14 protein-coding genes are annotated in these 21,619 nt (G+C 41.8%); 3 read left to right on the top strand and 11 right to left on the bottom strand.

The window, feature by feature from the left end; all coding sequences use genetic code 11:
• Positions 1-52 precede the first annotated feature (52 nt).
• From ACX17N_RS05490 to betI, 5 genes are all read right to left on the bottom strand, one after another.
• Positions 53-1,327 carry an MFS transporter gene (locus ACX17N_RS05490; protein WP_458891549.1) on the bottom strand — a complete coding sequence of 425 codons (1,275 nt, stop codon included), beginning with the start codon at positions 1,325-1,327 and terminating at the stop codon, positions 53-55.
• Between the two features lie 71 nt (positions 1,328-1,398).
• On the bottom strand, positions 1,399-3,033 hold the full coding sequence (mqo, locus tag ACX17N_RS05495) for a malate dehydrogenase (quinone) (protein ID WP_458891550.1): 1,635 nt from the start codon (positions 3,031-3,033) through the stop codon (positions 1,399-1,401).
• A 545-nt stretch (positions 3,034-3,578) separates the two neighbouring features.
• Positions 3,579-5,246, bottom strand: a complete 1,668-nt coding sequence (gene betA / locus ACX17N_RS05500) for a choline dehydrogenase (RefSeq protein WP_458891551.1) — start codon at positions 5,244-5,246, stop codon at positions 3,579-3,581.
• Positions 5,247-5,354: 108 nt separating this feature from the next.
• Positions 5,355-6,827 (bottom strand): betaine-aldehyde dehydrogenase, encoded by a 1,473-nt coding sequence (gene betB / locus ACX17N_RS05505; RefSeq protein ID WP_458891552.1) that lies wholly within the window; start codon positions 6,825-6,827, stop codon positions 5,355-5,357.
• Positions 6,820-7,446 (bottom strand): transcriptional regulator BetI, encoded by a 627-nt coding sequence (gene betI, locus ACX17N_RS05510; protein WP_458891553.1) that lies wholly within the window; start codon positions 7,444-7,446, stop codon positions 6,820-6,822. Before betI ends, betB begins: the two co-directional genes overlap by 8 nt.
• A gap of 565 nt (positions 7,447-8,011) precedes the next feature.
• Here betI and ACX17N_RS05515 point away from each other — a divergent pair.
• Both ACX17N_RS05515 and ACX17N_RS05520 read left to right on the top strand, forming a co-directional pair.
• Complete coding sequence (locus tag ACX17N_RS05515) at positions 8,012-10,072, top strand: choline transporter (protein ID WP_458891554.1); 2,061 nt, start codon at positions 8,012-8,014, stop codon at positions 10,070-10,072.
• A 12-nt stretch (positions 10,073-10,084) separates the two neighbouring features.
• Positions 10,085-10,699, top strand: coding sequence for a MarC family protein (locus ACX17N_RS05520; RefSeq protein ID WP_458891555.1), 615 nt, complete (start codon positions 10,085-10,087; stop codon positions 10,697-10,699).
• Between the two features lie 90 nt (positions 10,700-10,789).
• Here the strand turns inward: ACX17N_RS05520 and ACX17N_RS05525 are convergent, their stop codons facing one another.
• The 4 genes from ACX17N_RS05525 to ACX17N_RS05540 all read right to left on the bottom strand — a co-directional run bounded on the left by ACX17N_RS05525 (position 10,790) and on the right by ACX17N_RS05540 (position 14,954).
• Positions 10,790-11,611, bottom strand: a complete 822-nt coding sequence (locus tag ACX17N_RS05525) for an SDR family NAD(P)-dependent oxidoreductase (protein ID WP_458891556.1) — start codon at positions 11,609-11,611, stop codon at positions 10,790-10,792.
• 285 nt (positions 11,612-11,896) lie between these two features.
• Positions 11,897-12,718, bottom strand: coding sequence for an SDR family NAD(P)-dependent oxidoreductase (locus tag ACX17N_RS05530; protein WP_458891557.1), 822 nt, complete (start codon positions 12,716-12,718; stop codon positions 11,897-11,899).
• 26 nt (positions 12,719-12,744) lie between these two features.
• Positions 12,745-14,382, bottom strand: a complete 1,638-nt coding sequence (locus ACX17N_RS05535) for a long-chain fatty acid--CoA ligase (protein ID WP_458891558.1) — start codon at positions 14,380-14,382, stop codon at positions 12,745-12,747.
• Positions 14,383-14,456: 74 nt separating this feature from the next.
• Complete coding sequence (locus tag ACX17N_RS05540; protein ID WP_458891559.1) at positions 14,457-14,954, bottom strand: 2,4'-dihydroxyacetophenone dioxygenase family protein; 498 nt, start codon at positions 14,952-14,954, stop codon at positions 14,457-14,459.
• A 411-nt stretch (positions 14,955-15,365) separates the two neighbouring features.
• Between ACX17N_RS05540 and ACX17N_RS05545 the strand changes: the two genes are divergently transcribed.
• On the top strand, positions 15,366-18,008 hold the full coding sequence (locus tag ACX17N_RS05545) for a LuxR C-terminal-related transcriptional regulator (protein ID WP_458891560.1): 2,643 nt from the start codon (positions 15,366-15,368) through the stop codon (positions 18,006-18,008).
• A 507-nt stretch (positions 18,009-18,515) separates the two neighbouring features.
• Here ACX17N_RS05545 and ACX17N_RS05550 read toward each other — a convergent pair.
• The gene (locus ACX17N_RS05550) at positions 18,516-20,522 is read right to left on the bottom strand and encodes an esterase/lipase family protein (protein ID WP_458891561.1); all 2,007 of its coding nucleotides are present in this window, start codon (positions 20,520-20,522) and stop codon (positions 18,516-18,518) included.
• A 120-nt stretch (positions 20,523-20,642) separates the two neighbouring features.
• Complete coding sequence (locus tag ACX17N_RS05555) at positions 20,643-21,551, bottom strand: ABUW_2363 family tetratricopeptide repeat lipoprotein (protein WP_458891562.1); 909 nt, start codon at positions 21,549-21,551, stop codon at positions 20,643-20,645.
• Between the last annotated feature and the right edge of the window lie 68 nt (positions 21,552-21,619).

Consider the following 21,619-nt stretch of genomic DNA (forward strand, 5'->3'; position numbering starts at 1 on the left):
TATCCAAATCTATTACGCACAAATTAAGCATAGGCATTTTTGCTGTAAGCATCTATTTTCCTGTTGTAAGTATTGTATATTTCTCATGACTTGATGAGGGTTTTAGTAAATCACGTGTACGCAAGTAGCTGAATAAACATAAGCTTAAACTTAGCCCTGCACCAAGAAACACGGCTGGAATAATGGATAAGTAACGTGTTGTTAGGCTGCTTTGTAAACTGCCGAGCTGGTTTCCTGAAGTGACCAATACCCCATTAATGGCTGCCACTCGACCTAACAAGTCTTTGGGCGGAATGCATTGCAGCAAGGTTTGTCGAATTACGATGCTGATGCTGTCAAGCGCACCGATGAGGGCAAGCAGCAGGGCAGAAAGCCAAATGGTTGAAGAAAGGACAAAACACAACGTCAGTAAAGCAATCCCAATGCTGCTCAAGAGCATATTTCGCCAAGCATGTTGCATAGGCGAGCAACGTAGCAAAATGAACATCATCAGGCACGTGCCGAAAGCAGGTGCGGCTCTCAGCAAACTTAATCCTTCTACACCTGTATGCAAAAGCTCTTGGGCAACCATCGGCAGCAATACCAGAATGCTGCAGAATAAAGCTGTGCAAAGATCTAACAACATGCCCCAAAATAATAAGCGTTGTTTGAACATAAAATGACAGGCTTGAGTGACACTTTGGCTGATGTTGAGGTTGGCGAGTTGCGGAAAGCTATGCTTCGAAATATTCAGCAAAGCAAGATTACCCACAGCGCAACAAATAAAAACCCCAATAAAGGTCTGTATGATGCCGATTTGACTGATCAGCAGACCTGCGCAGAGCGGTGCAGTAATTGCGCCAATTTGCCAGATAAGGGCGGTCCACGTGGCGGCATTATTTTGTACATGTGTCGGAATTAAAAATACCCGAAATGAATTAAACGCTGGGCTATATATGCCACGCAATATCCCCAAGATAAAGATTAGGGTATAAATACCGAGCAGGAGCATGTGTTGAGGGATCTTGTGTTGCTCATCGGCATAAAAAAGTAAGGCCAACAGCAGTGGGATGCTGCTGCTCCACATAAAACTCCACTGTAATATTTTTTGTCGGTTATAACGGTCAGCCCAATGTCCTGCAAATAATGACAGACATAAAAAAGGGATTAATTCTACAACTGCAATTAAGCCTAAACTTAAGGGATCTTGAGTCATTTGGTACAGTGCAAAACTCAGACTGACTTCTTGTATAACGATGGCAAAAACAAGGCAAAACTGATTAATGCTGATTAAGGCAAAATCGCGAGATCGCAGGGCTAGAAAAGCATTGGAATGAAAAAAAGACATAAATATAAAAACAGCATGCGAAATGAATCAAAAGGACGAACCTGAGTTCATCCTTTTGGATTGGAGAAAAATTATTGTGCTTTGGCTGTGATTACAGACGCATCATTTGCGGCTTTTGCCATTGGGGTGTAATTTAGCCCTAATGTTTGGCTGGTGTATTGACGGACCTGATCAAGCAGCACAGGGTTGCTACTGAGTTCTTGTTGGTACGATTTCACAATCTCATGCAGTTTAGGATTCCATTCACCTTGCACCTGTTGCGGGAATGCTTTTTCAAGCAAACTCAACATAATATAAGGAGAGGTAGAAGCACCAGGAGATGCACCCAGCAAAGCCGTTACAGCACCATCTTGCGAAGCAAAAATTTCTGTACCAAATTGCAGTTTGGCAGGTTTACCATCTTCTTTTTTAATGATTTGTACGCGCTGACCACCTTGATTTAAACGCCAATCTTCTGCTTTCGCATCTGGATAGTATTTCTTCAGCTCATTTAAACGGTCGGCATCGGTCATCATGACTTGGCTTACCAAATATTTGACCAAATCAAGATTATCTAGACCCACAGCGGTCATTGGCAGCACATTGTGCTTGGTGGTTGATTTTAATAAATCAAGTTGAGAACCTTGCTTCAGGAACTTGTTGGAGTAGGTGGCAAAGGGGCCAAATAAGACATATTTTTTACCGTCAATATAACGTGTATCAATATGTGGAACAGACATTGGTGGTGCACCCAACTCGGCACGACCATAAACTTTTGCCGTGTGACCAGCCGTGATTTTAGGGTTGTCGGTCATTAGGAATACGCCACCCACAGGGAAGCCAGCATATTGCTTCGCTTCAGGTAGACCCGTCATTTGTAATAATTTAATGGCCGCACCACCCGCACCAATAAACACGAAACGTGTTTTGACATGATTTGTTGCGCCCGTTTTTACATTTTTGAAAGACACGGTCCACGTTTTGTCATCATTCTGGCTAATGCCTGTGACTTCAGTAGATGTTTCTAATTTGAAGTTAGATTGTTTATTTAGGTGCTGAACCAATTGCGTGGTAATAGCACCGTAGTTGACATCCGAACCCACATCCATACGTGTTGCAGCAACTTTTTGCGTAGCATCACGTCCGTTCATGACCAAAGGTGCCCATTGTTTAATTTCAGCAGGATTTTCCGAAAACTTCATGCCATAAAACATTGGGTTTTGAATCATGGCAGCATAACGTTTCTCAAGGAAATTCACGTTATCGCCCCATACAAAGGCAATGTGTGGCACAGGATTAATAAAGCTGCGTGGTTCGCCTAAAACCCCTTGTTTGACTTGGTATGACCAGAACTGTTTGGCAACTTCAAACTGTTCAGCCACTTTAACCGCTTTGGTAATGTCCATTTTTCCGTCTTTTTCAGAGGTATAGTTCATTTCCATAAAGCCAGAATGGCCTGTACCAGCATTGTTGAAGCCATTTGAGCTTTCTTGAGCAACTTGATCTAGACGCTCATACATACGGATTTGCCAGTTTGGCTCAAGTTCAGTGAGATAAGTACCTAAAGTTGCACTCATAATACCGCCACCGACCAATACGGCATCCACAACAGGTTCGTTGTTTGAGGTTTCAATTTTTTTTGACACAACGGGTCTAAATAAAAAAATCAATACTGCAAGCAAAAGCAGTACCACAAATACCGTGAGGTATTTTAAATACGTTTTCATGAAATTTTAACCTTGGGAGTAGGTGTTTTATATCGCTTCTAAGCGAATAGAGGGCAACAGCAAAAATATATAAAAGAGGGTGACGGAAATGGTGGTGATCTAAAAGTTCAGAAGAGAGGGAGTGAAATACATGAATTCTTATGCATAAGAAAAAATGTACCTTTTAGACCAACCACACATTTCCAATCGGGTGTGATTTTAGACGAAATAAGTATTGACTAAGTAATTTTTATTATGAATGTGGAATGAATATGTATAAATCTGAGTGATGTTTTATATTTTTATTATTAATTTCATATATTTATGTGGAAATATTTTCTACTAAAAATCAAGTTTACCCAAATAGATGCCCATTGAATAGAACTTTTTAAGTATTATTACAGTATCATTTTAGTCTAGATATAATCGAGAAGTGTCCCTAGCTTAAAATAATGAAAGTACATTCAAAATATATCTATTGATCATTTTTTATAAAGTCTGGATTAGAATAAGACCACATTATTATGCAAAATAATGTGGTCTTAGGCATATTGATTCTATAAAAGTTAAACAGAGCATTCAGCGCGATAAAATGCTGCGGTGGAACGAGGTAATGCGGGACGTTCACGAATATGATCGGCAATTTTTTCTGCCATCATAATGGTAGTGGCATTTAAATTACCCGTGATAATCAGCGGCATAATCGAAGCATCGACCACCCGCAAATTTTGCAGGCCATGCACGCGTCCTTGCCCATCGACGACAGCCATTTCATCTTCCCCCATTTTACAACTGCAAGAAGGGTGGTAGGCCGTTTCAGCATGATTGCGTACAAAGTCATCCAATTCCGCATCGCTACTTAAGTGTTTACCTGGACTGATTTCTTCACCACGGTATGGATCTAGCGCAGGCTGCTGCATAATTTCACGGGTAATACGAATGGCATCGCGGAATTCACGCCAGTCTTGTTCGGTGGACATGTAGTTGAACAAGATACTTGGATGTGCAAATGGGTCTTTAGATTTGAGTTGAATGCGACCGCGGGATGGCGAGCGCATGGAACCGACATGGGCTTGGAAGCCGTGTTCTTTAACCGCATTGCTGCCATTGTAGTTAATGGCTACCGGTAAGAAATGATATTGAATATTCGGCCAAGCAAATTCATCGGAAGAACGGATAAAACCTCCGGCTTCAAATTGGTTGCTGGCGCCAATTCCAGTGCCATTAAATAACCATTCTGCGCCAATAGCTGGCTGGTTATACCATTTTAAAGCAGGGTAGAGTGATACAGGTTGGGTGCATTTATATTGGAGGTACATTTCCAGATGGTCTTGTAAATTTTCACCCACCCCTGGGAGATCATGCACGACCTCAACATCTAAATCCTGCAGTAAACGGCTAGATCCCACACCGGAACGTTGCAGAATTTGCGGTGAAGCAATTGCACCTGCACAGAGCAGCACTTCTTTATTGGCATAGACCCGATGTAAATCATGAGAATTTGCCCCTTGAAGATATTCCACCCCAATCGCCTGTTTGCCACTAAACAAAATTTTATTGGTGGTGGCATGAGTTAAAATCGTTAAATTCTCGCGCTGTTTGGCCATATCCAGATAACCGCGGGCAGTACTGGCACGTCGACCATTGGGCGTGACGGTTCGATCCATGGGGCCAAAACCTTCTTGCTGATAACCATTTAAATCATCAGTACGCGGATAACCGGCTTGTACACCAGCTTCGACCATGGCATGAAACAGTTCATTGTTGTCGGCTTTTGGGGTTGCCACACTTACCGGGCCATCAGCGCCATGGTAGTCATTGGCACCAATGTCACGACTTTCTGCTTTACGGTAATAAGGCAAACAGTCGGCATAGCTCCAGTTTTCTAAGCCTTTAAATGTCGACCACTGTTCTAAGTCCATGGCATTGCCACGGATATAGCACATACCATTAATCAGTGAAGATCCGCCCAAACCTTTACCACGGCCACATTCCATGCGGCGGTTGTTCATATGCGGTTCGGGATCAGTAAGATACGCCCAGTTATAACGTCGTCCTTGCAGGGGAAAAGCTAAAGCCGCAGGCATTTGGGTGCGAAAATCGAGTCGATAATCTGGTCCACCAGCTTCTAATAATAAAACGGAGACATCGGCATCTTCGGTTAAGCGTGCTGCGAGGACATTGCCGGCAGAGCCTGCGCCAATAATAATATAATCGTAGTGTTGAGAATGCATAATGATCCTTGTTCTATGGCAGTACCACGCCCGAATAGAGCGTGGCGACATGTTGAGTTGAGGATGTAAAAAACAGAAAAAGACAGGAGAAAGGTCAGTATTGAACAGTTAAAAAATACTGTGATAATCGCCGAGTTCGACTTGAACGGATTTAATGCGGGTGTAATGTGCCAAGGTGGTCATACCATTTTCACGCCCGATACCAGACTGCTTATAGCCACCCACTGGCATTTCGGCAGGGGACTCTCCCCATGTGTTAATCCAGCAAATGCCCGCTTCGAGTTGATGAATGATGCGGTGCGCCTGAGTAATATCTTGAGTCACTACCCCAGCGGCTAGACCATATAGGCTGTTGTTGGCACGCTGAATGACTTCTTCAAGACTGTCATAAGTCAAAATGCTCATCACAGGTCCAAAAATTTCATCTTGTACGATACGCATATCGTCATGACAATCTGTGAAAACGGTTGGCATGACATAAGCACCGTGAGCCAATTCAGCAGAAGTCGCACGTTCACCGCCAATTAAAAGGGTCGCACCTTGCTGTTTGCCCAATTCGATATAAGACAACACTTTTTCCATGTGTGCGAAGCTGGCGAGCGGGCCGAAATTGGTGTCTGCCTGCATTGGGTCACCGACACGAATGCGTTTTACACGGGCAATCACAGCCTGTTCAAATGCAGTTTTTAGGTTACGTGGAATAAAGACACGTGTTCCATTGGTGCACACTTGTCCAGAACTAAAGAAATTGGCCATGACCGCGATATCAGCGGCGCGGTCGAGGTTGGCATCCTCACAAATAATCAGCGGAGACTTGCCACCGAGTTCCATGGTGACTTCTTTCAGGCTAGAAGCAGCCGCACTTGCCATCACTTTCTTACCGGTTGAAACACCCCCCGTGAAGGAAATTTTGGCAATATCGGGATGTTCTGTGATCCATTGTCCGACTTCATGCCCAAGACCTTGCACGACATTAAATACACCTGCAGGAACACCCGCTTCGGTATAAATTTCCGCGAGTTTATAAGCCGTGAGCGGGGTAATTTCACTCGGTTTAAAAATCATGGCATTGCCTGCTGCCAGTGCAGGTGCAGATTTCCATAAGGCAATTTGAATCGGGTAATTCCACGCACCAATACCGGCTACTACGCCTAAGGGTTCGCGACGAGTATAGAAAAAGCTACTCTCACGTAGGGGCACTTGTTCACCCTGAATCGCAGTGGCCAACCCCGCATAATATTCCAGTACATCAGCACCTGTGACAATGTCGACCGTTGAGGTTTCGCTATAGGCCTTACCTGTGTCGAGTGTTTCGAGCTGAGCGAGTTCATTATTTCGTTCACGTAAAATATCGACGGCACGACGTAAAATGCGTGCCCGTTCGACAGCGGTCATGGCTGCCCATATTTTTTGGCCTTGTTGGGCGCTTTTTACCGCAGCATCGACATCGGTTTGAGATGCTTGCTGTACGGTTGCAAGAATTTGACCTGTTGCAGGATTGATACTGTCAAACGTTTTGCCACTCGTGGCATTGACGTACTGTCCATGGATATACAATTGATGTAATTGCGCATCATTCATTTTGCTGTTCCTGCCGTATTTGTTGAATTAAGCGAAGTTGCATATCGACATAGTCGTATGCAATTGAACGTGCCAAATCACGATCAAATGCCTGATGTCCACTTAAACTGCCGCGTAACCACAGTCCATCAATCAGTGCTGCAAGCCCTTTGGCGACATGGCTGGCTTGGTCTTTAGGCATCAATTGCAGGAAATGAAATTTCAAATTGGAATAAAGACGTTGGTCATTTATCCGTTGCAAGCGACCTAAATCGGGCATGTGCATACTGGCAGACCAAAAATCTAACCAAACGCGCATTGCCGTGCGATTGACCTGACTGATGTCAAAGTTGGCATCAATAATTGCTTTGAGTAAATTTTCTGGCGTAGGTTCAGTCACTTTGGCTTTATAGGCTGCCGCTGTTTCCCTTAACACAAAGAGCATTTGTCGCATGCAGCTTTCAATCAGACCTTGTTTATCGCCAAAGTAATGGCTGACAATTCCTGTAGAAAGCTGGGCTTTTTTCGCAATCTGAGCAATGGTGGTATTCGATAATCCCACTTCATAAATCACTTCAAACGCAGCGCGGATAATTTCTTCACGGCGTTCATGCTCAGGTTTTACTCTACGTTTATTCATGATGATCCAGAAAATTTACCTTTAATTTAAAGGTGTTAGATTCAATTATTGACATAGAAAACATCATAGCATTTTTTTATGATACTTTTAATTGATTGAACGTTCAATCAATTAAAAGTATCATGTTGTTTAAATTCAATGCAGTTTATGTTGAATTAGAAATAGTATTTTAATTTTTAATGCTTATTTATCATAAGGATAGATTTAGAAGCTTGGGTTGGAATGACTTCAGCAAAAAGGCGGAGATTATTTTTCTCAAGCTATGTGCAAGCAAGTCACCGTGCTCAATAGGGCTTCTAAAGCTGAGATAAGGAGATTGATCGTTTGTTCCTGTAGTCAGAATGTAGCCATATGTTATCAATACCAAGTCATGGACAGCGGTTTGTTACACTGCGGCACATATTTTTCAAGCTAACCAAAACAGCAAACCTTTAGGTTTGATGAAGATAGCAGTTTTATTGCAGATAAAATTACTGTCGTATTTCACTTATCGATTTTTAAGCTCTCGACCACGAGAAGTTTAAAAATTGGTACTCAACTTTGTATTTACTATCTTGAGGATTGTATGGCAACAGATAATCCAAGAGCAGTTGATGATCAAACATTGGCGCCAAAAGACCGTTTAAATGGTGTGGTCTTTTATATTTCAGCTCTCATTATTTTAATTTTTTCAATTACAACCATTTTATTTAATGACTTTGCCAACCAAACGCTAAATGCAGTATTGGCTTGGGTCAGTTCGACTTTCAGTTGGTATTATTTGCTGGCTGCCACACTGTATATGGTCTTTGTAATTTTTATTGCCTGTTCACGTTATGGTGATATTAAGCTCGGACCGAAACATTCCAAGCCTGAATTTAGCTTGCTCAGTTGGTCTGCGATGCTGTTCTCCGCAGGGATTGGCATTGACTTAATGTTCTTCTCGGTGGCTGAGCCTTTATCGCATTATATGCATCCACCCGTGGGTGAGGGGCAGACCTTCGAGGCAGCCCGTCAGAGTATGGTTTGGACTTTATTTCATTATGGTCTGACTGGGTGGTGCATGTATGCCTTAATTGGTATGGCACTCGGATACTTCAGTTATCGCTACAATTTACCTCTCACGATTCGCTCAGCACTTTACCCGATTTTTGGTAAAAAAATTCATGGTCCGATTGGACATAGTGTAGATACCGCCGCCGTGATTGGTACTATTTTCGGGATTGCCACCACTTGCGGTATTGGTGTCGTACAGCTGAATTATGGTCTGCATGTGCTGTTTGATTTACCTGAAAATATATGGATGCAGGCCGCGCTTATTGGCGTTGCCGTGGTGATGACCATTATTTCAGTGACGTCTGGTGTTAATAAAGGTTTGCGTATTCTCTCGGAAATCAATATTTATGTCTCTGTGGGCTTAATGCTGTTTATTTTGTTCCTCGGCAATACAGAGTTTCTACTGAATACCTTTGTACAAAATATTGGCGACTATATCAGCCGTTTCCCAAGTATGACGCTCGAAAGTTTTGCTTTTCAGCAACCCAAAGAATGGATGAACAGTTGGACGCTATTTTTCTGGGCATGGTGGGTAGCGTGGTCGCCTTTTGTGGGCTTGTTCTTGGCACGTATTTCTCGTGGACGTACCATCCGGGAATTTGTTAGCGGTACTTTAATTATTCCGTTATTTTTTACCTTAACCTGGTTGTCCATCTTCGGAAATAGTGCACTACACAATGTAATCTTTGATGGAAATCTCGCATTAGCGCAAACTGTGATTGCCAATCCTGCCCATGGATTTTATGACCTACTCGCACAATATCCATGGTTCCCCTTTATTGCAGGTGTGGCCACGATTACGGGTCTTTTATTTTATGTAACTTCTGCCGATTCAGGTGCCTTGGTTCTGGGGAATTTCACCACCCAATTTACCAATGTCGATCATGATGCACCGCGCTGGCTCAGTGTATTTTGGGCGGTGGCAATTGGTTTGCTAACCTTGGCCATGTTAATGACCAATGGCATCACGGCATTGCAGAATGCCACTATTATCATGGGACTTCCTTTTAGTTTTGTCATGTTCTTGGTGATGGCGGGACTGTATAAGTCTTTAAGACTGGAAGATTATCGTCAAGCCAGTAGCAGTTTGAATGCTGCACCCGTGGTCGGTAATGTGGATATTCTGAATTGGAAAAAACGCTTATCTCGAGTCATGCATCACCCCGGAACAACAGATACCAGACGCATGCTCGATGAGATTTGTCAGCCAGCCGTGATGGCCGTTGCGGATGAAATGCGAAAACGCGGTATCAATATTGATGTGCAGCAAACGGCTTTGGAGCAAGATCCAAATCTTTACCATTTAGATGTCATGATTCATCTGGAAGAAGAGCAGAACTTTGTCTATCAGATCTGGCCTGTACGTTACATTGCACCAACCTTTAGTGAACGTGGCAAACTGGGTAAACGCTTTTATTTCCGTTTGGAAACCTACTTGTATGAAGGCTCACAAGGAAATGATTTGGTGGGGTACACCAAAGAGCAGGTGATTAATGATATTCTGGATAGATATGAACGACATATGACCTTCCTGCATATTAATCGCATCAGTCCAGGAAACCGTCCTTTGTTCCCAGATCCTCAAGGCTAATCGGGGGAAATTATGTATACATCATATTTACATGCTTTTGCGTTGTTCTTTTCTCTGCTCAATCCATTTTTGATGAGCATTTATATGATTGGCATGATTCGGAATTCTGAGGCGAAAGTCTTTAACAAGGCTTTAATTCAGGGTTGTCTGATTGCTTATGTGGTGTTTATGTTGTTTGCATGGGGAGGTGAGACCATCTTCAGTAAATATTTGAATGTGCGTTTTGAAGCCTTTCAAATATTTGGTGGCCTTATTTTCTTGGTGATTGGCTATCGCTACGTGTTTCAAGGAGCCGATACCATTGGTGAAATGCGCGGTGCGCCAGAGCATCTGGCAGGCACCATTGCCATGCCTTTTATGATTGGACCAGGAACAATTAGTGCGGCTGTGGTTACGGGTATGTCCTTACCCATGGGTGGTGCAGCATTGGTGATTTTTTTCACGCTGGCACTGACGTGCAGTTTAATGATTCTTATGAAGTTCTCACATGATCATTTAAGGTATAAACATGCCAAGTACATTGACCGCTATGTCGATATTGTCGGGCGTTTGTCTGCACTGCTGATCGGAACCATTGCGATTGATATGATTATTAATGGCATTATGGGGGTGATGGCGGAAATGTAGTTTCACCATCTCAGGGTGATAAAAAACCGAACCTAAGTGTTCGGTTTTTTTATTTTAGGGCATGCATTCACACACTAAAGTAGTCGTCTTTTAAGAGGCTAATTTTTGCAAGATCTGGTCAAGTTTTTTGTCAATCTGGCTGCGATAAGTTGCAGGAAGGAGTTGTGAAATTCTGGCCAAAATGCGCGCTTGCGTACCCGGAATAATGACAAAATCATTTGAATGAATACCAAGATAAATTTCTTTACAGGCTTTTTCTACAGGCATGCTGCCACCAATTTGTTTGAAAGCCGTTGTAATTGGTGAGCCATTTTGGCGTTCCTCGGCCACCATTGGGGTTTCCACTTCTGGTGGGCAAACCACGGCAACATCAATTTTTTGGCTACGCAATTCCATGCGAAGGACTTCGGCTAAACCGACCACCCCAAATTTTGAGGAACAATAGCCAGTATAGCCATAACAGCCGACCAAGCCTGCTGCCGAAGCAATAAAAACTAACTTAGGGCGTCTGCCTTTTTGAACAGTTTGTTTTAAATAAGGCAACGCCGCATGAGCCACATTACGACTACCAATCAGGTTAATTCGAATTTGACGCAGATATTCTTCGGAAGTCATCTCTTCAAATGATTTAGCCACCACAATACCTGCTGAATTGATCAGAAGATCCGGTGTGCCAAAGGTTGCAGCGGCTTCTGCAAACTTTTCGTCCAGCGTGTTTTCATTTTGTATGTCAACTTCATAGCCAGAGATTGAAGGCGAGATTTTTGTTAATTCTTTGACCGCCTGTTCTATGCCTGCGTGGGCAAAAATACAGACTTTATATTGATCTTTCAGTAACCGTTTAGTGAGTTCAAGACCAATACCACTGCTACCACCAGTGATCCATGCGGTTTTAGACGTGTTGATTGTCATCTCATTATCCTTATGAGTGTTGTTTTAAATTCAGTTTTTCAGAACATTTTTTTCTGTTGCCCATTTGAGCATCTGTATTATTCTGACATTTTTATAAAAATCGGCATTTAAAATTGAAGGGCACGTCAATTTTATAGCGGTACATCGTTCAAACATGCATCTGAATTTTGCGTGTCTGTCGTTATATGAGCAGATTTTCGCAGACTCTTACCCATGACGAGTACTGAGTTCATTATTGTTAGGGGATTGGTTCAGCTACATTTCATAGCTGAACCAATACATCAATTAAGATGCAAATCTTTGTATGATTTTGTCTAATTTTTTATCGATTTGATTGCGATAAAGATCAGGCAATACTCGTGAAAGTTTTGCGAGAATACGCGCTTGTGTACCTGGGATAATCATAAATTCAGAAGAGAAAATTCCCTCATAAATTTCTTTACAGGCTTTTTCTACTGGCATGCTGCCACCCAGTTGTTTTAATGCTGCTGTAACTGGTGAGCCATTCTTACGCTCTTCAGCCACCAATGGGGTCTCCACTTCTGGTGGACAAACCACGGCAACATCAATTTTTTGGCTACGTAATTCCATACGAAGGACTTCAGCTAAACCGACCACACCAAATTTAGATGAGCAGTAGCCAGTGTAACCATAGCAGCCCACTAAACCAGCAGCAGAAGCAATAAAGACAAATTTAGGACGCTTGCCTTGCTGTACGGCTTGTTTGAGGTGTGGTAGTGCGGCATGTGCGACATTACGGCTACCCACAAGGTTAATATTGATCTGTCTTTCGAATTCTTGCGAAGTCATTTCATCGAAATTCTTGGCAATACTAATCCCTGCTGAGTTAATCACAAGGTCTGGGGTGCCAAAGGTCGCAGTTGCTTCTGCAAACTTGGTTTCCATGGTTGTTTCGTTTTGTACATCAACTTCAAAGCCAGCCACAGCCGGTGCGATTTTTTGTAGCGCTGTTACGGCTTGTTCAATACCAGCATGGGCAAAGATACAAACTTGGTATTTGTCTTTGAGGAGACGTTTGGTCAACTCGAGTCCAATACCACTACTACCGCCAGTGACCCAAGCTGTTTTCATTGAATTTTTTGTCATGTTAAAATCCTCGTAAGCTAAAGTTGTTATGAAGCAACTTCATCTTTTAGCAGCACATCACCGAACTGATTACGTAACTCAGCTTTTACAATTTTACCTGTACCATTGACAGGTAGTGAATCAACAAAGATCACCACATCAGGAATCTGCCAACGTGCAATTTTGTCTTCGAAATAGGCACGCACTTCTTCTTCGGTGATACCTGAATTTTCTTGTTTCACCGCAATCAGAATTGGACGTTCATCCCATTTTGGATGACGGGCTGCAATCGCCGCAGCCATACAAACTTCTGGATGACCAACCGCAATATTTTCAAGTTCAACAGATGAAATCCATTCACCGCCAGATTTAATTAAATCTTTGGCACGGTCACAAATACTCATATAACCATCGGCATCAATTGTTGCGATGTCACCTGTATCGAACCAACCATCCGCAGTTAATGCGCTTTTTTCTTGGTTGAAGTAATGATCGACAATCCATGGACCACGAATTTGTAAATTACCTTGAGTGTGACCATCATTTGGAAGAGCAGTGGTGCTATGACCATCGACAATGCGTAATTCAACACCAAATGGTGGACGACCTTGGGTTAAGCGTAATTTTTCAAATTCTTCAGCACTTAAAGCGGAGTGTTTGGCTTTAGGCTGATTCGCTGTACCCAATGGGCTGGTTTCAGACATTCCCCAAGCGTGAATCGTGTCGCAATCGTAGTTGTTTTTGAAGTCACGAATAATTGAAGGTGGGCAAGCTGCGCCGCCAACCACATTGCGGGTCATACTTTCTAATTTGGTACCGCGTTTTTTCGCCGCAGCGAGTAGACCTTGCCAAATCGTAGGTACACCAAGTGCTACAGTTACTTTGTAATCATCAATGAGGCTAACTAAGCTGTCACCATCTAAATTAGGGCCTGGAAGTACAATGGTACAACCCACCATTGCCGCAGCATAAGGTACGCCCCATGCATTTACATGGAACATTGGAACCACAGGCATGGTGATGTCTTTAGCAGACAGATTTAATGAGTCTGGTAGGCTAATGGCCATGGTATGCAATAAGGTTGAGCGGTGGCTGTAAAGCACGCCTTTCGGGTTACCTGTTGTACCAGATGTGTAGCAAAGTGAACTTGGGGTTTCTTCGCTAAATTGTGGCCAATCAAATTCGGTCGATTGATGTTGAATCAATTCATCATAGAAAAGTACATCGGGTAAGGCTTCTACGATTTTATCATCGCGTGAACCATAGCAGATGAAGCGTTCAACCGTTGGAACTTTGCCTTGAATTGCAAGGATCAGTGGTAAGAATGTTGAATCAAAGAAAATCGCTTTGTCTTGAGCATCATTAATGATGAAGACCAGTTGCTCTGGGAATAAACGAGGGTTAATGGTATGGCAAACATAACCACTACCCGAAACAGCATACCAAGTTTCTAAATGGCGATGGTTGTTCCATGCGATGGTTGCGAGACGGTCACCAGCGTCTAGGTCAAACGTCGTAAATGCATTGGCTAAGCGTTTACTGTTTTGTTGTACTTGCAACCAGTTGGTTGTCGTAATTTGACCATTCACTTCGCGTGAAATAATAGGGGTGTCAGAGTGATACTTTGCTGCATGTTCTAGTAAGTTACTAATCAACAAAGATTGATGCATCATTTTGCCAAACATTTCATTCATCCTTGGTAGCTGTTATTTTAATAATGAAAAAGAACCCGTAGCGGGTGCTAAAGGTTCTTATACACTTATTTTTGGCTGAAGTCTGCGCCATTGCCTGGTTTAATGTAACGAGGCACTTTTTGACCAGTTTGTTGAGCAACTGCGTGAATCGTACGCTCAATCCAACCTGCATCCATGATAAACATCAATGAGTCATCATCGTTTAAGTTGATGTTTGCACCTTCAACGTACATGAAACCTTCAGTACCTTCTTGAGTATAGAAGGTATGAATAGAACCGGCCGGTTCATATAAATAGCTGCCTTCAGTTTGAACATCTTCAGGATATTCTACATAATGCCAAGAGCCTTTAGTTGTTAAGAAATGCACCGAGCCTGTGTGGAAGTGGCGTGGTAAAAGTGTACCCGCATCAAAGCGCGCATAAAGTACCCAGATACCTTTGTCTGCATCTAAAAAACATGGGCTTACGTGAACACCGGGTAAAGCGTTAACGACTTCGCCTTCACGTTTTAGGTTCACTGTTAAAAGTACATCTTGATGCTTAATTGATTGTGCAATACTCATGACAAACTCCATGTATGTCTTTATTTGATAATGAGATATCAGAACGCCAAACTTTACGTTTATCTGTTATTTCCATGTACTTGAGCATAGCAATGTTTCAGAATTAGCAAACCATTCAAAAGAATGGATTTGCAATTGTTCGATAATTAGACACTTTAATTCTGTGAAAGATGTATTAGAAATCATGATTTTGGTTTAATTTCATATTGTAGGCAGGCTATGCCTTGCTTTAACTTGTACATACTTTCGTTAAAGGCACTAACCTCATTGTTTGAACCGTGATGTTAATGCGATGTTAAATTTCAAGGAGTCGAAATTTACTGATGGAACTGAATAAGAAAGATTGGATGTATTGAAATGCAAGTGTTAAAAACTAAACTCAGCCGTCCAAGTATAATCGGAGACACGGCTATGCAGCGTCCTAAGCTATTAGGGCATATGCTGCAATATTGTCAATCTTCTCTGGTTTTTATCCATGCAGCGGCGGGTTATGGTAAAACTACTCTGATGTATCAACTCAGCGAAGCGTTGATTGCCCAAGAAAAAAGTGTCCGTTGGTTGACTTTAGATAACGATGATAATGATCCTATCCGCCTGTACCAATATTTATGGCTAGCCCTTTTAGGGCTGGATCAGCTCAATTCGGTGCCTGATGGTCAGGTGCACAAACCCAATATTATAGAACTGTGCCAAAAAATCTCAGAAATGAAGACAGAAATTGTGTTCTTTATTGATGAATTCGAGACCATTGAAAATCAAGAGTGTTTAAATATTCTCTGGTGGCTGTATCAGTATTTACCTTCTAACTGTCATATGGTCATTGCATCCAGAGTGAAGCCGAATTGGAGTTTTACCAAAGAATATCTTTCAGGGCGCTTACAGCTAGTCACAGAAGGGCATCTCAGCGTAAAGGCGGAAGATAGTGCAGAGTTAATACACTTCCTTCAACAACAAAATTTTGATCACGTGAGCTTAACGCCTGAATTGGCAGAACAATTAATCGAGAAAACCGAAGGCTGGCTCACAGGCATCCAACTGACCAATTTGTATTTGAAGCATCACCATGATGCGGGTGCGGTCATTCAAAGTTTAAGTGGTGCGCATAATCAAATAGTAGATTATTTGAGTGAGCAGGTTTTTATTCAGCTTTCAGACGAAATGCAGGATTTTTTATTAAACATCAGTGTATTAAGGAAAATCTGTTTAGCGAACATTTCTGAAGTGGCACAGAACCCAGCATCGGCTAAATTGCTCGAGCTGATGAATCATAAAGGGCTGTTTTTACAGGCTTTAGATGAACAGCGGACATGGTATCGTATTCATCATTTATTCCGCGAATTTTTGGAAAACCGTTTTAAAAATATCAACTTGGATGCTTACAAAGCAGCACATATTCGTGCTGCGTATTGGTATCAACAGCAACATTACCTCATGGAAGCGATTTATCACGCACAACATGCTCAAGATCAGCATCTGGTTTTAGAGTTGCTGAGTGCTGTGAGTCGTGAACTCATCCTAGAAGGGCGTTTTTATACTTTATTGGAATTGGTGCGAATAATTCCCGATGAGTTGTTACTACAAAAAATTCCTTTACTCTATGATGCAATCTGGTCATTAACCATTACCCATCAACATTTGCTCGCCAATCATTATTTACAGCTGTGGCTGAAAATTGAGAGCAAGGATTGTGTGGTTGGGGATGATCAATTGGCACTTGCACCAATGATTGCATTGATGGGTGATGAAATAGAACAAGCCTATGAATTGGCACAACAAAATGTTGCTCAACTGTCTGAAAGCTCCTATTTTGTGCGTGCTCCTCTAATTGGCATTGGTGCGCTTTATCATATTTGTTTAGGTAAAATTGCTGAAGCCAGAAAAATTATTATCCAAACCCGGGCAGCCTATATACAAGGGCAAAATGTATTTGGTCTGATTATCACAGACTGTATTGAAGCGCTGTGTGATTATCTGGAAGGTCATTTAGACAAGGCTTTGCTCAAACTTGAGTTGATTGGGAAAAGTGAAGATTATTTGAAATTAAGCTCAGAAGAGTTTTTACGACCAATCGTTAATATGATTACCAGCAGCGTGAAAGCAAGTTTGTATTATGATCTCAATGAGATTTCACTGGCTGATAAGGCCTTGCAGTATTTTCATAATGGTGAACAACTGATTATCCCTGACCTTGCGATTGTCGGGTTTGAGTTGTTATTACGTGTGGCACATATTCAAGGCAATGTGCAGGCGGAACAAGCCTGTTTAACCCAATCCCAAATTTGTACCAATGACTGGTCTATGCCGCGGCTGAGTCAGACCGTACAGACGATCTATGATCAATATCAATGGTTTGATAAAAATCAAAAATTACAAGAAACAGATGCATTGCATCTAGAAGACCTCTGCCAACAGCACGTGAGCAAGGCATTAAATATTTCGAATGTCATTACCGGAGATGACTTGGCACTGTATCGTCAGTTGATTTTTACTGATCGAGAACAACAAGCAAAACAATTTCTGGAGCTGGAACTTGCCCGAATTCTGTCTTATCCGTTAAGACGAGTACGGATTTTACTGCTGTTGGCTTTGGCTGATTATCGTTTGAATCAGCTGGAGGCAGCATATATTTTCTTGGAACAGGCTTTAGTGCTGTTAGAGCCAACCAAAGCCGTGCGTATTGTCTTGGATGAACATCCTCTGTTATTTGAGTTATTAGCAGAGTTTGAAAAATTTATCTTGAAAGGCAAACAGAAAAAAGATTCGTCACTTTTGGCATTTGTAGACATGCTGACGTCCATGGGGAGGGGTGCTGCGGTTGAATCTGGGGAAGAGAAGGAAGATAGCATTGCCATTCATTCTGAACTCTTGTCTAAACGTGAACTGCAAATCTTACTTAAAGTGAGTGAAGGTTGTACCGACATAGAGTTAGCCGATAAGGTTTTCTTGTCCGTGAATACGGTGAAATGGCATTTACGTAATATCTATAACAAGCTAGGCGTACGTTCTAGACTGGAAGCTGTTACCGAAGCTAAAAAACAAGGTCTGATTCCTTAAATGCAAACCTGCAACGAAGCTTAAAAAAATGCCCATGTCTAAACGCTAAGACATGGGCAAGATAGGGAACTGATATATTCGGTTTTATTCATTTAAGTAGCTGAATATATTTAAATTTCTTACATTCAGTTTTAACTTGCAGAAATGCTATCTGTCAAAATACAGATTTAAAATCCGTATGACTTCCTATTTCTACAGTTTCTATAACTCAACCAGCATGATCAACGGTTTGATCAGCTTGTAGGCTTAATACTCAAACTTTTGTACCTTTTCGGCAAAAGTATGTTCAATACCTGAAGTACCACTCTTTACAACGGTAACTTGGTTTTCAAACATTTTTATATTTTCAGTCTAAGCCGATGGCATTTACCTTAGCGCTAATATAATCAAATGAAAAGAATAGTAATTCAAAACCATTCTAATGAATGGGGAGGATGAAAAATCAGGAGAAGAATCAAATAAATTAGCCCATGTTTACGTATTTAGAACATGGGCGAGCACAGGTTGTTATGGCTTATAGAGTCCGAGTTGTACCAGATGTAAGCGTAGGATACGTCTTAACTCCAGCACGGCCTCAGGGGTTTCTTGTATAGAATGTCCACCTTTAATAATTTTCTCTGAGACAGCTCCATCGAGATGAGCACTTTTATAGGGAACAATACCATCTGTAATAAGATTAAGGTCGTCACTTTTGGTGTTATTGCCCATAATAGAATGAAATAACAAACCTTTACGCGGCATAATGTCCGAAGTTAGAGCCATAAATTTGGATTTATGACTCAAATCGCTTGGACCATTTTGAATCAGCCCTTGATCAATTTGCTTGGCTAAATCACTAAAATCGAGATCCTGACTTTGCAGCGTATCACTGACCGCTGTTAAAAAAGCCCCAGGCAGCTTGATGACTTTACGTGCTGCCCGAGTAAACCACAGGTCTGCATAGGCCGTACCTCGATGCGGTGCAGAAATAAAGATTGCACGGCTAAAATTCGGGATATCTTGCATATGCATACGGTCAGAAACAATCGATAGGTTTTTGTATTTATTGAGTTGACGGTTACTCATCATGGACATGGCTTTTTTGGTCACATCTGCATCGCTGACTAGGAGTCGAGCAATAATGCCTCCCATACTGTGCCCAATTAAAACGGCCTCTTTTTTGGCAGCAGCATTGGCATTCACTTCTGCAAAGCCCTGTTTGAGTAAGGCATAAATTTGGAAACGACTTTCTATAATCGGCATATTGGTTGAATAAAAGACCTGCCAAACCTGAAAGTTTTCACGTAAAACCTGATCTCCCATAATGTCGTTGGTCAAACGAATCCAAGCTTCAGGACTGCTGGCTAAGCCATGCACGAGCACAATAATTTTTTTGTTGGGATTATAAGGTTCAAGCATATACAAATGCGGCATGGTTAAGCGGTTATCACGGTCAATCAAGGTGAGATAAGCGGCTTTTCCCAAATTATTTTCGGCTAACCAGAGACCATAAGGCGTCGAAAAGTTGGCTGCTAAAGGATATTTTTTCCCAGCAAGTTCAATGGTCTCATACTTATAAGGGTCATAGGCTCGAATTACAAATTCAGGCTGGGTTAAAATATCCTGAACAGACGTGGCTGATTTGGGTTGTGCCGTAAAGGTGGCTGCTAAGTAGCGGGCTTGATGAATATTGGGATTAATTCCGCTTTTATAAGCATAATGTAAGGGGTCAATAATATATTGATTCAATTCATTGTCTGCGGCATTGGCATCGGGTAACACCACCACAAACTCTGAACCAAAGCCATCACGGCGGTTAATCGAACGTAATCCAGAAAAGTTGAGATTATAGCTCGATTTTAATTGTTCAATTTTTTGCTCTTTGAGTAAAGGATAATTGCTGAAATCAATTTGATAGATGCTTTTACCAATCTGAATTTGGCGCTCCACTTCTTTTTGTGGATGGCGAAGGGTATAGGCATTCGATAGTTTAGCAATCGCCAAGTTATAGAAATCTCGAATTTGTACCTGTCGGTTATCAAAAATACGGTCTTCTGGTCCACGCTGTGTTTTAAACATATAGGCGTAGCTATAACGGATGCTTTTATCAAGCATATCTAATTCTTCATCAAGACATTTATGATAAGTTTCTTGCTGAATTTTTTGCTTTTCTTCCGATTTATGATTGGCCAATATCCCCATCTTGCATTCAGATGATTCTTCAAGTGCCAATGCACGTGCCAGATAAAGTTCACTGGCGGTCGATAAAAGTTGTTCATCCTGAATTTGCGGGATTTGTTGTAATTCTTGCACACATTGTGTGGGTTGTACTGTACAAACTTTAGCTTCACGTCCTGTCATAGAAAGAACATTGAGGCTGGCTTCACTTAATTTATCTCGTGTCAGAATACTTTCACGTTCATTGGTAATCGTGACTTTGACTGCTTGATTTTTAACTGTAACGACTTGGCAACCTGTGAGCAGGGACGTGGTCAATACAGCAAATAGGGCAATACGGCTGATTTTTTTTGGCATATCGTGTTCTGACAATCACATTTTGTTGATTTTTTTTAAATCATACGGTAATTGTCAGCTTTTTCAATCATTGCAAAAAAATAGACCGTACAAGACGATCTATTTTTGTATTGAGATGAATTAAGATGCTTTAGGTGGATTTAACACTTGCCACACATTCCAGCGCCCTTGCGTTTCAATTTCGCTAATTAAGCGGTCAGCCACTGCGGCTTCTTGCGGGTACTTGAGTTTGTAGTTTTTCAAGATTTGAATCGCACTTTTCTTTTGTTCCATTGCAATATAGTTATTGGCCGCAGACAAATAAGCTTCTTGAACTCCAGCTTTCATGGCCTTATCTAAATATGGAATCGCTTCACGTTGACCACCACCTTCAGACAAACCAAAACCGAACCAGAAGTTGGCTTCAGCATCATCTTGGTTAATCTTTAAAATACGTTGTGCATAAGTGAGTGATTTGGTGGTATACACTGAACCCAAGTCTAAATTGCGTGCCATAACGCTGGCTTTAAATGCACGAATCAGCACATCAAAAGATGCATCGTCACGGACGGCTAAAGTATCCAGCTCTTGTGTCACCTGTTTTAACTTGGCCTCAAATCCTTTACGTTCTTTACGCTCGCTAAAACGTGGTGGATAGTGACGGGCTTTACCTTCGACCAGTTGTAAAAAGTCATCAATATCAGTGATATCAATTTCATTTTCACCTGCCAACACGGCATATTTCATGCTGCGTTGATTGCTATTGACGGTAGGAATAATCAAGCGATTGGTGTCTAAAGTAATTTTCTCATTCGGATTTGCCGAGCTAGAAACGACCATTTTTGTTACAGGCTGAGCAGCAGCTTGTTTTAACTCTAATTCAAATGGCGGTGGTGCAGCATAGTCAAATGGATTGAGGGCATAAAATGGAGGTGTGGTATCAGGTTCGGTAAAAATAATCGGTTCTTTAGAGTTCTTATTTGGGGTTGTGCTACAAGCCGTTAGAAATGATGCGGCAATTAATGCAATTGCCAGAGGCTTTAACGTCATAGTATTCATCCATTCTTTCTTTTAAAAGTGATATAAATCGGCATGTTCGTCAGTCTAAGAAAACTCTG

The sequence above is a fragment of the Acinetobacter sp. GXMZU3951 genome (assembly GCF_054457875.1).

What these genes read in the sequence shown, in the direction of transcription:
- ACX17N_RS05490 (WP_458891549.1), bottom strand. Translation starts at nt 1,327, where the DNA reads ATGTCTTTTTTTCATTCCAATGCTTTTCTAGCCCTGCGATCTCGCGAT.
- mqo (WP_458891550.1), bottom strand. Translation starts at nt 3,033, where the DNA reads ATGAAAACGTATTTAAAATACCTCACGGTATTTGTGGTACTGCTTTTG.
- betA (WP_458891551.1), bottom strand. Translation starts at nt 5,246, where the DNA reads ATGCATTCTCAACACTACGATTATATTATTATTGGCGCAGGCTCTGCC.
- betB (WP_458891552.1), bottom strand. Translation starts at nt 6,827, where the DNA reads ATGAATGATGCGCAATTACATCAATTGTATATCCATGGACAGTACGTC.
- betI (WP_458891553.1), bottom strand. Translation starts at nt 7,446, where the DNA reads ATGAATAAACGTAGAGTAAAACCTGAGCATGAACGCCGTGAAGAAATT.
- ACX17N_RS05515 (WP_458891554.1), top strand. Translation starts at nt 8,012, where the DNA reads ATGGCAACAGATAATCCAAGAGCAGTTGATGATCAAACATTGGCGCCA.
- ACX17N_RS05520 (WP_458891555.1), top strand. Translation starts at nt 10,085, where the DNA reads ATGTATACATCATATTTACATGCTTTTGCGTTGTTCTTTTCTCTGCTC.
- ACX17N_RS05525 (WP_458891556.1), bottom strand. Translation starts at nt 11,611, where the DNA reads ATGACAATCAACACGTCTAAAACCGCATGGATCACTGGTGGTAGCAGT.
- ACX17N_RS05530 (WP_458891557.1), bottom strand. Translation starts at nt 12,718, where the DNA reads ATGACAAAAAATTCAATGAAAACAGCTTGGGTCACTGGCGGTAGTAGT.
- ACX17N_RS05535 (WP_458891558.1), bottom strand. Translation starts at nt 14,382, where the DNA reads ATGTTTGGCAAAATGATGCATCAATCTTTGTTGATTAGTAACTTACTA.
- ACX17N_RS05540 (WP_458891559.1), bottom strand. Translation starts at nt 14,954, where the DNA reads ATGAGTATTGCACAATCAATTAAGCATCAAGATGTACTTTTAACAGTG.
- ACX17N_RS05545 (WP_458891560.1), top strand. Translation starts at nt 15,366, where the DNA reads ATGCAGCGTCCTAAGCTATTAGGGCATATGCTGCAATATTGTCAATCT.
- ACX17N_RS05550 (WP_458891561.1), bottom strand. Translation starts at nt 20,522, where the DNA reads ATGCCAAAAAAAATCAGCCGTATTGCCCTATTTGCTGTATTGACCACG.
- ACX17N_RS05555 (WP_458891562.1), bottom strand. Translation starts at nt 21,551, where the DNA reads ATGACGTTAAAGCCTCTGGCAATTGCATTAATTGCCGCATCATTTCTA.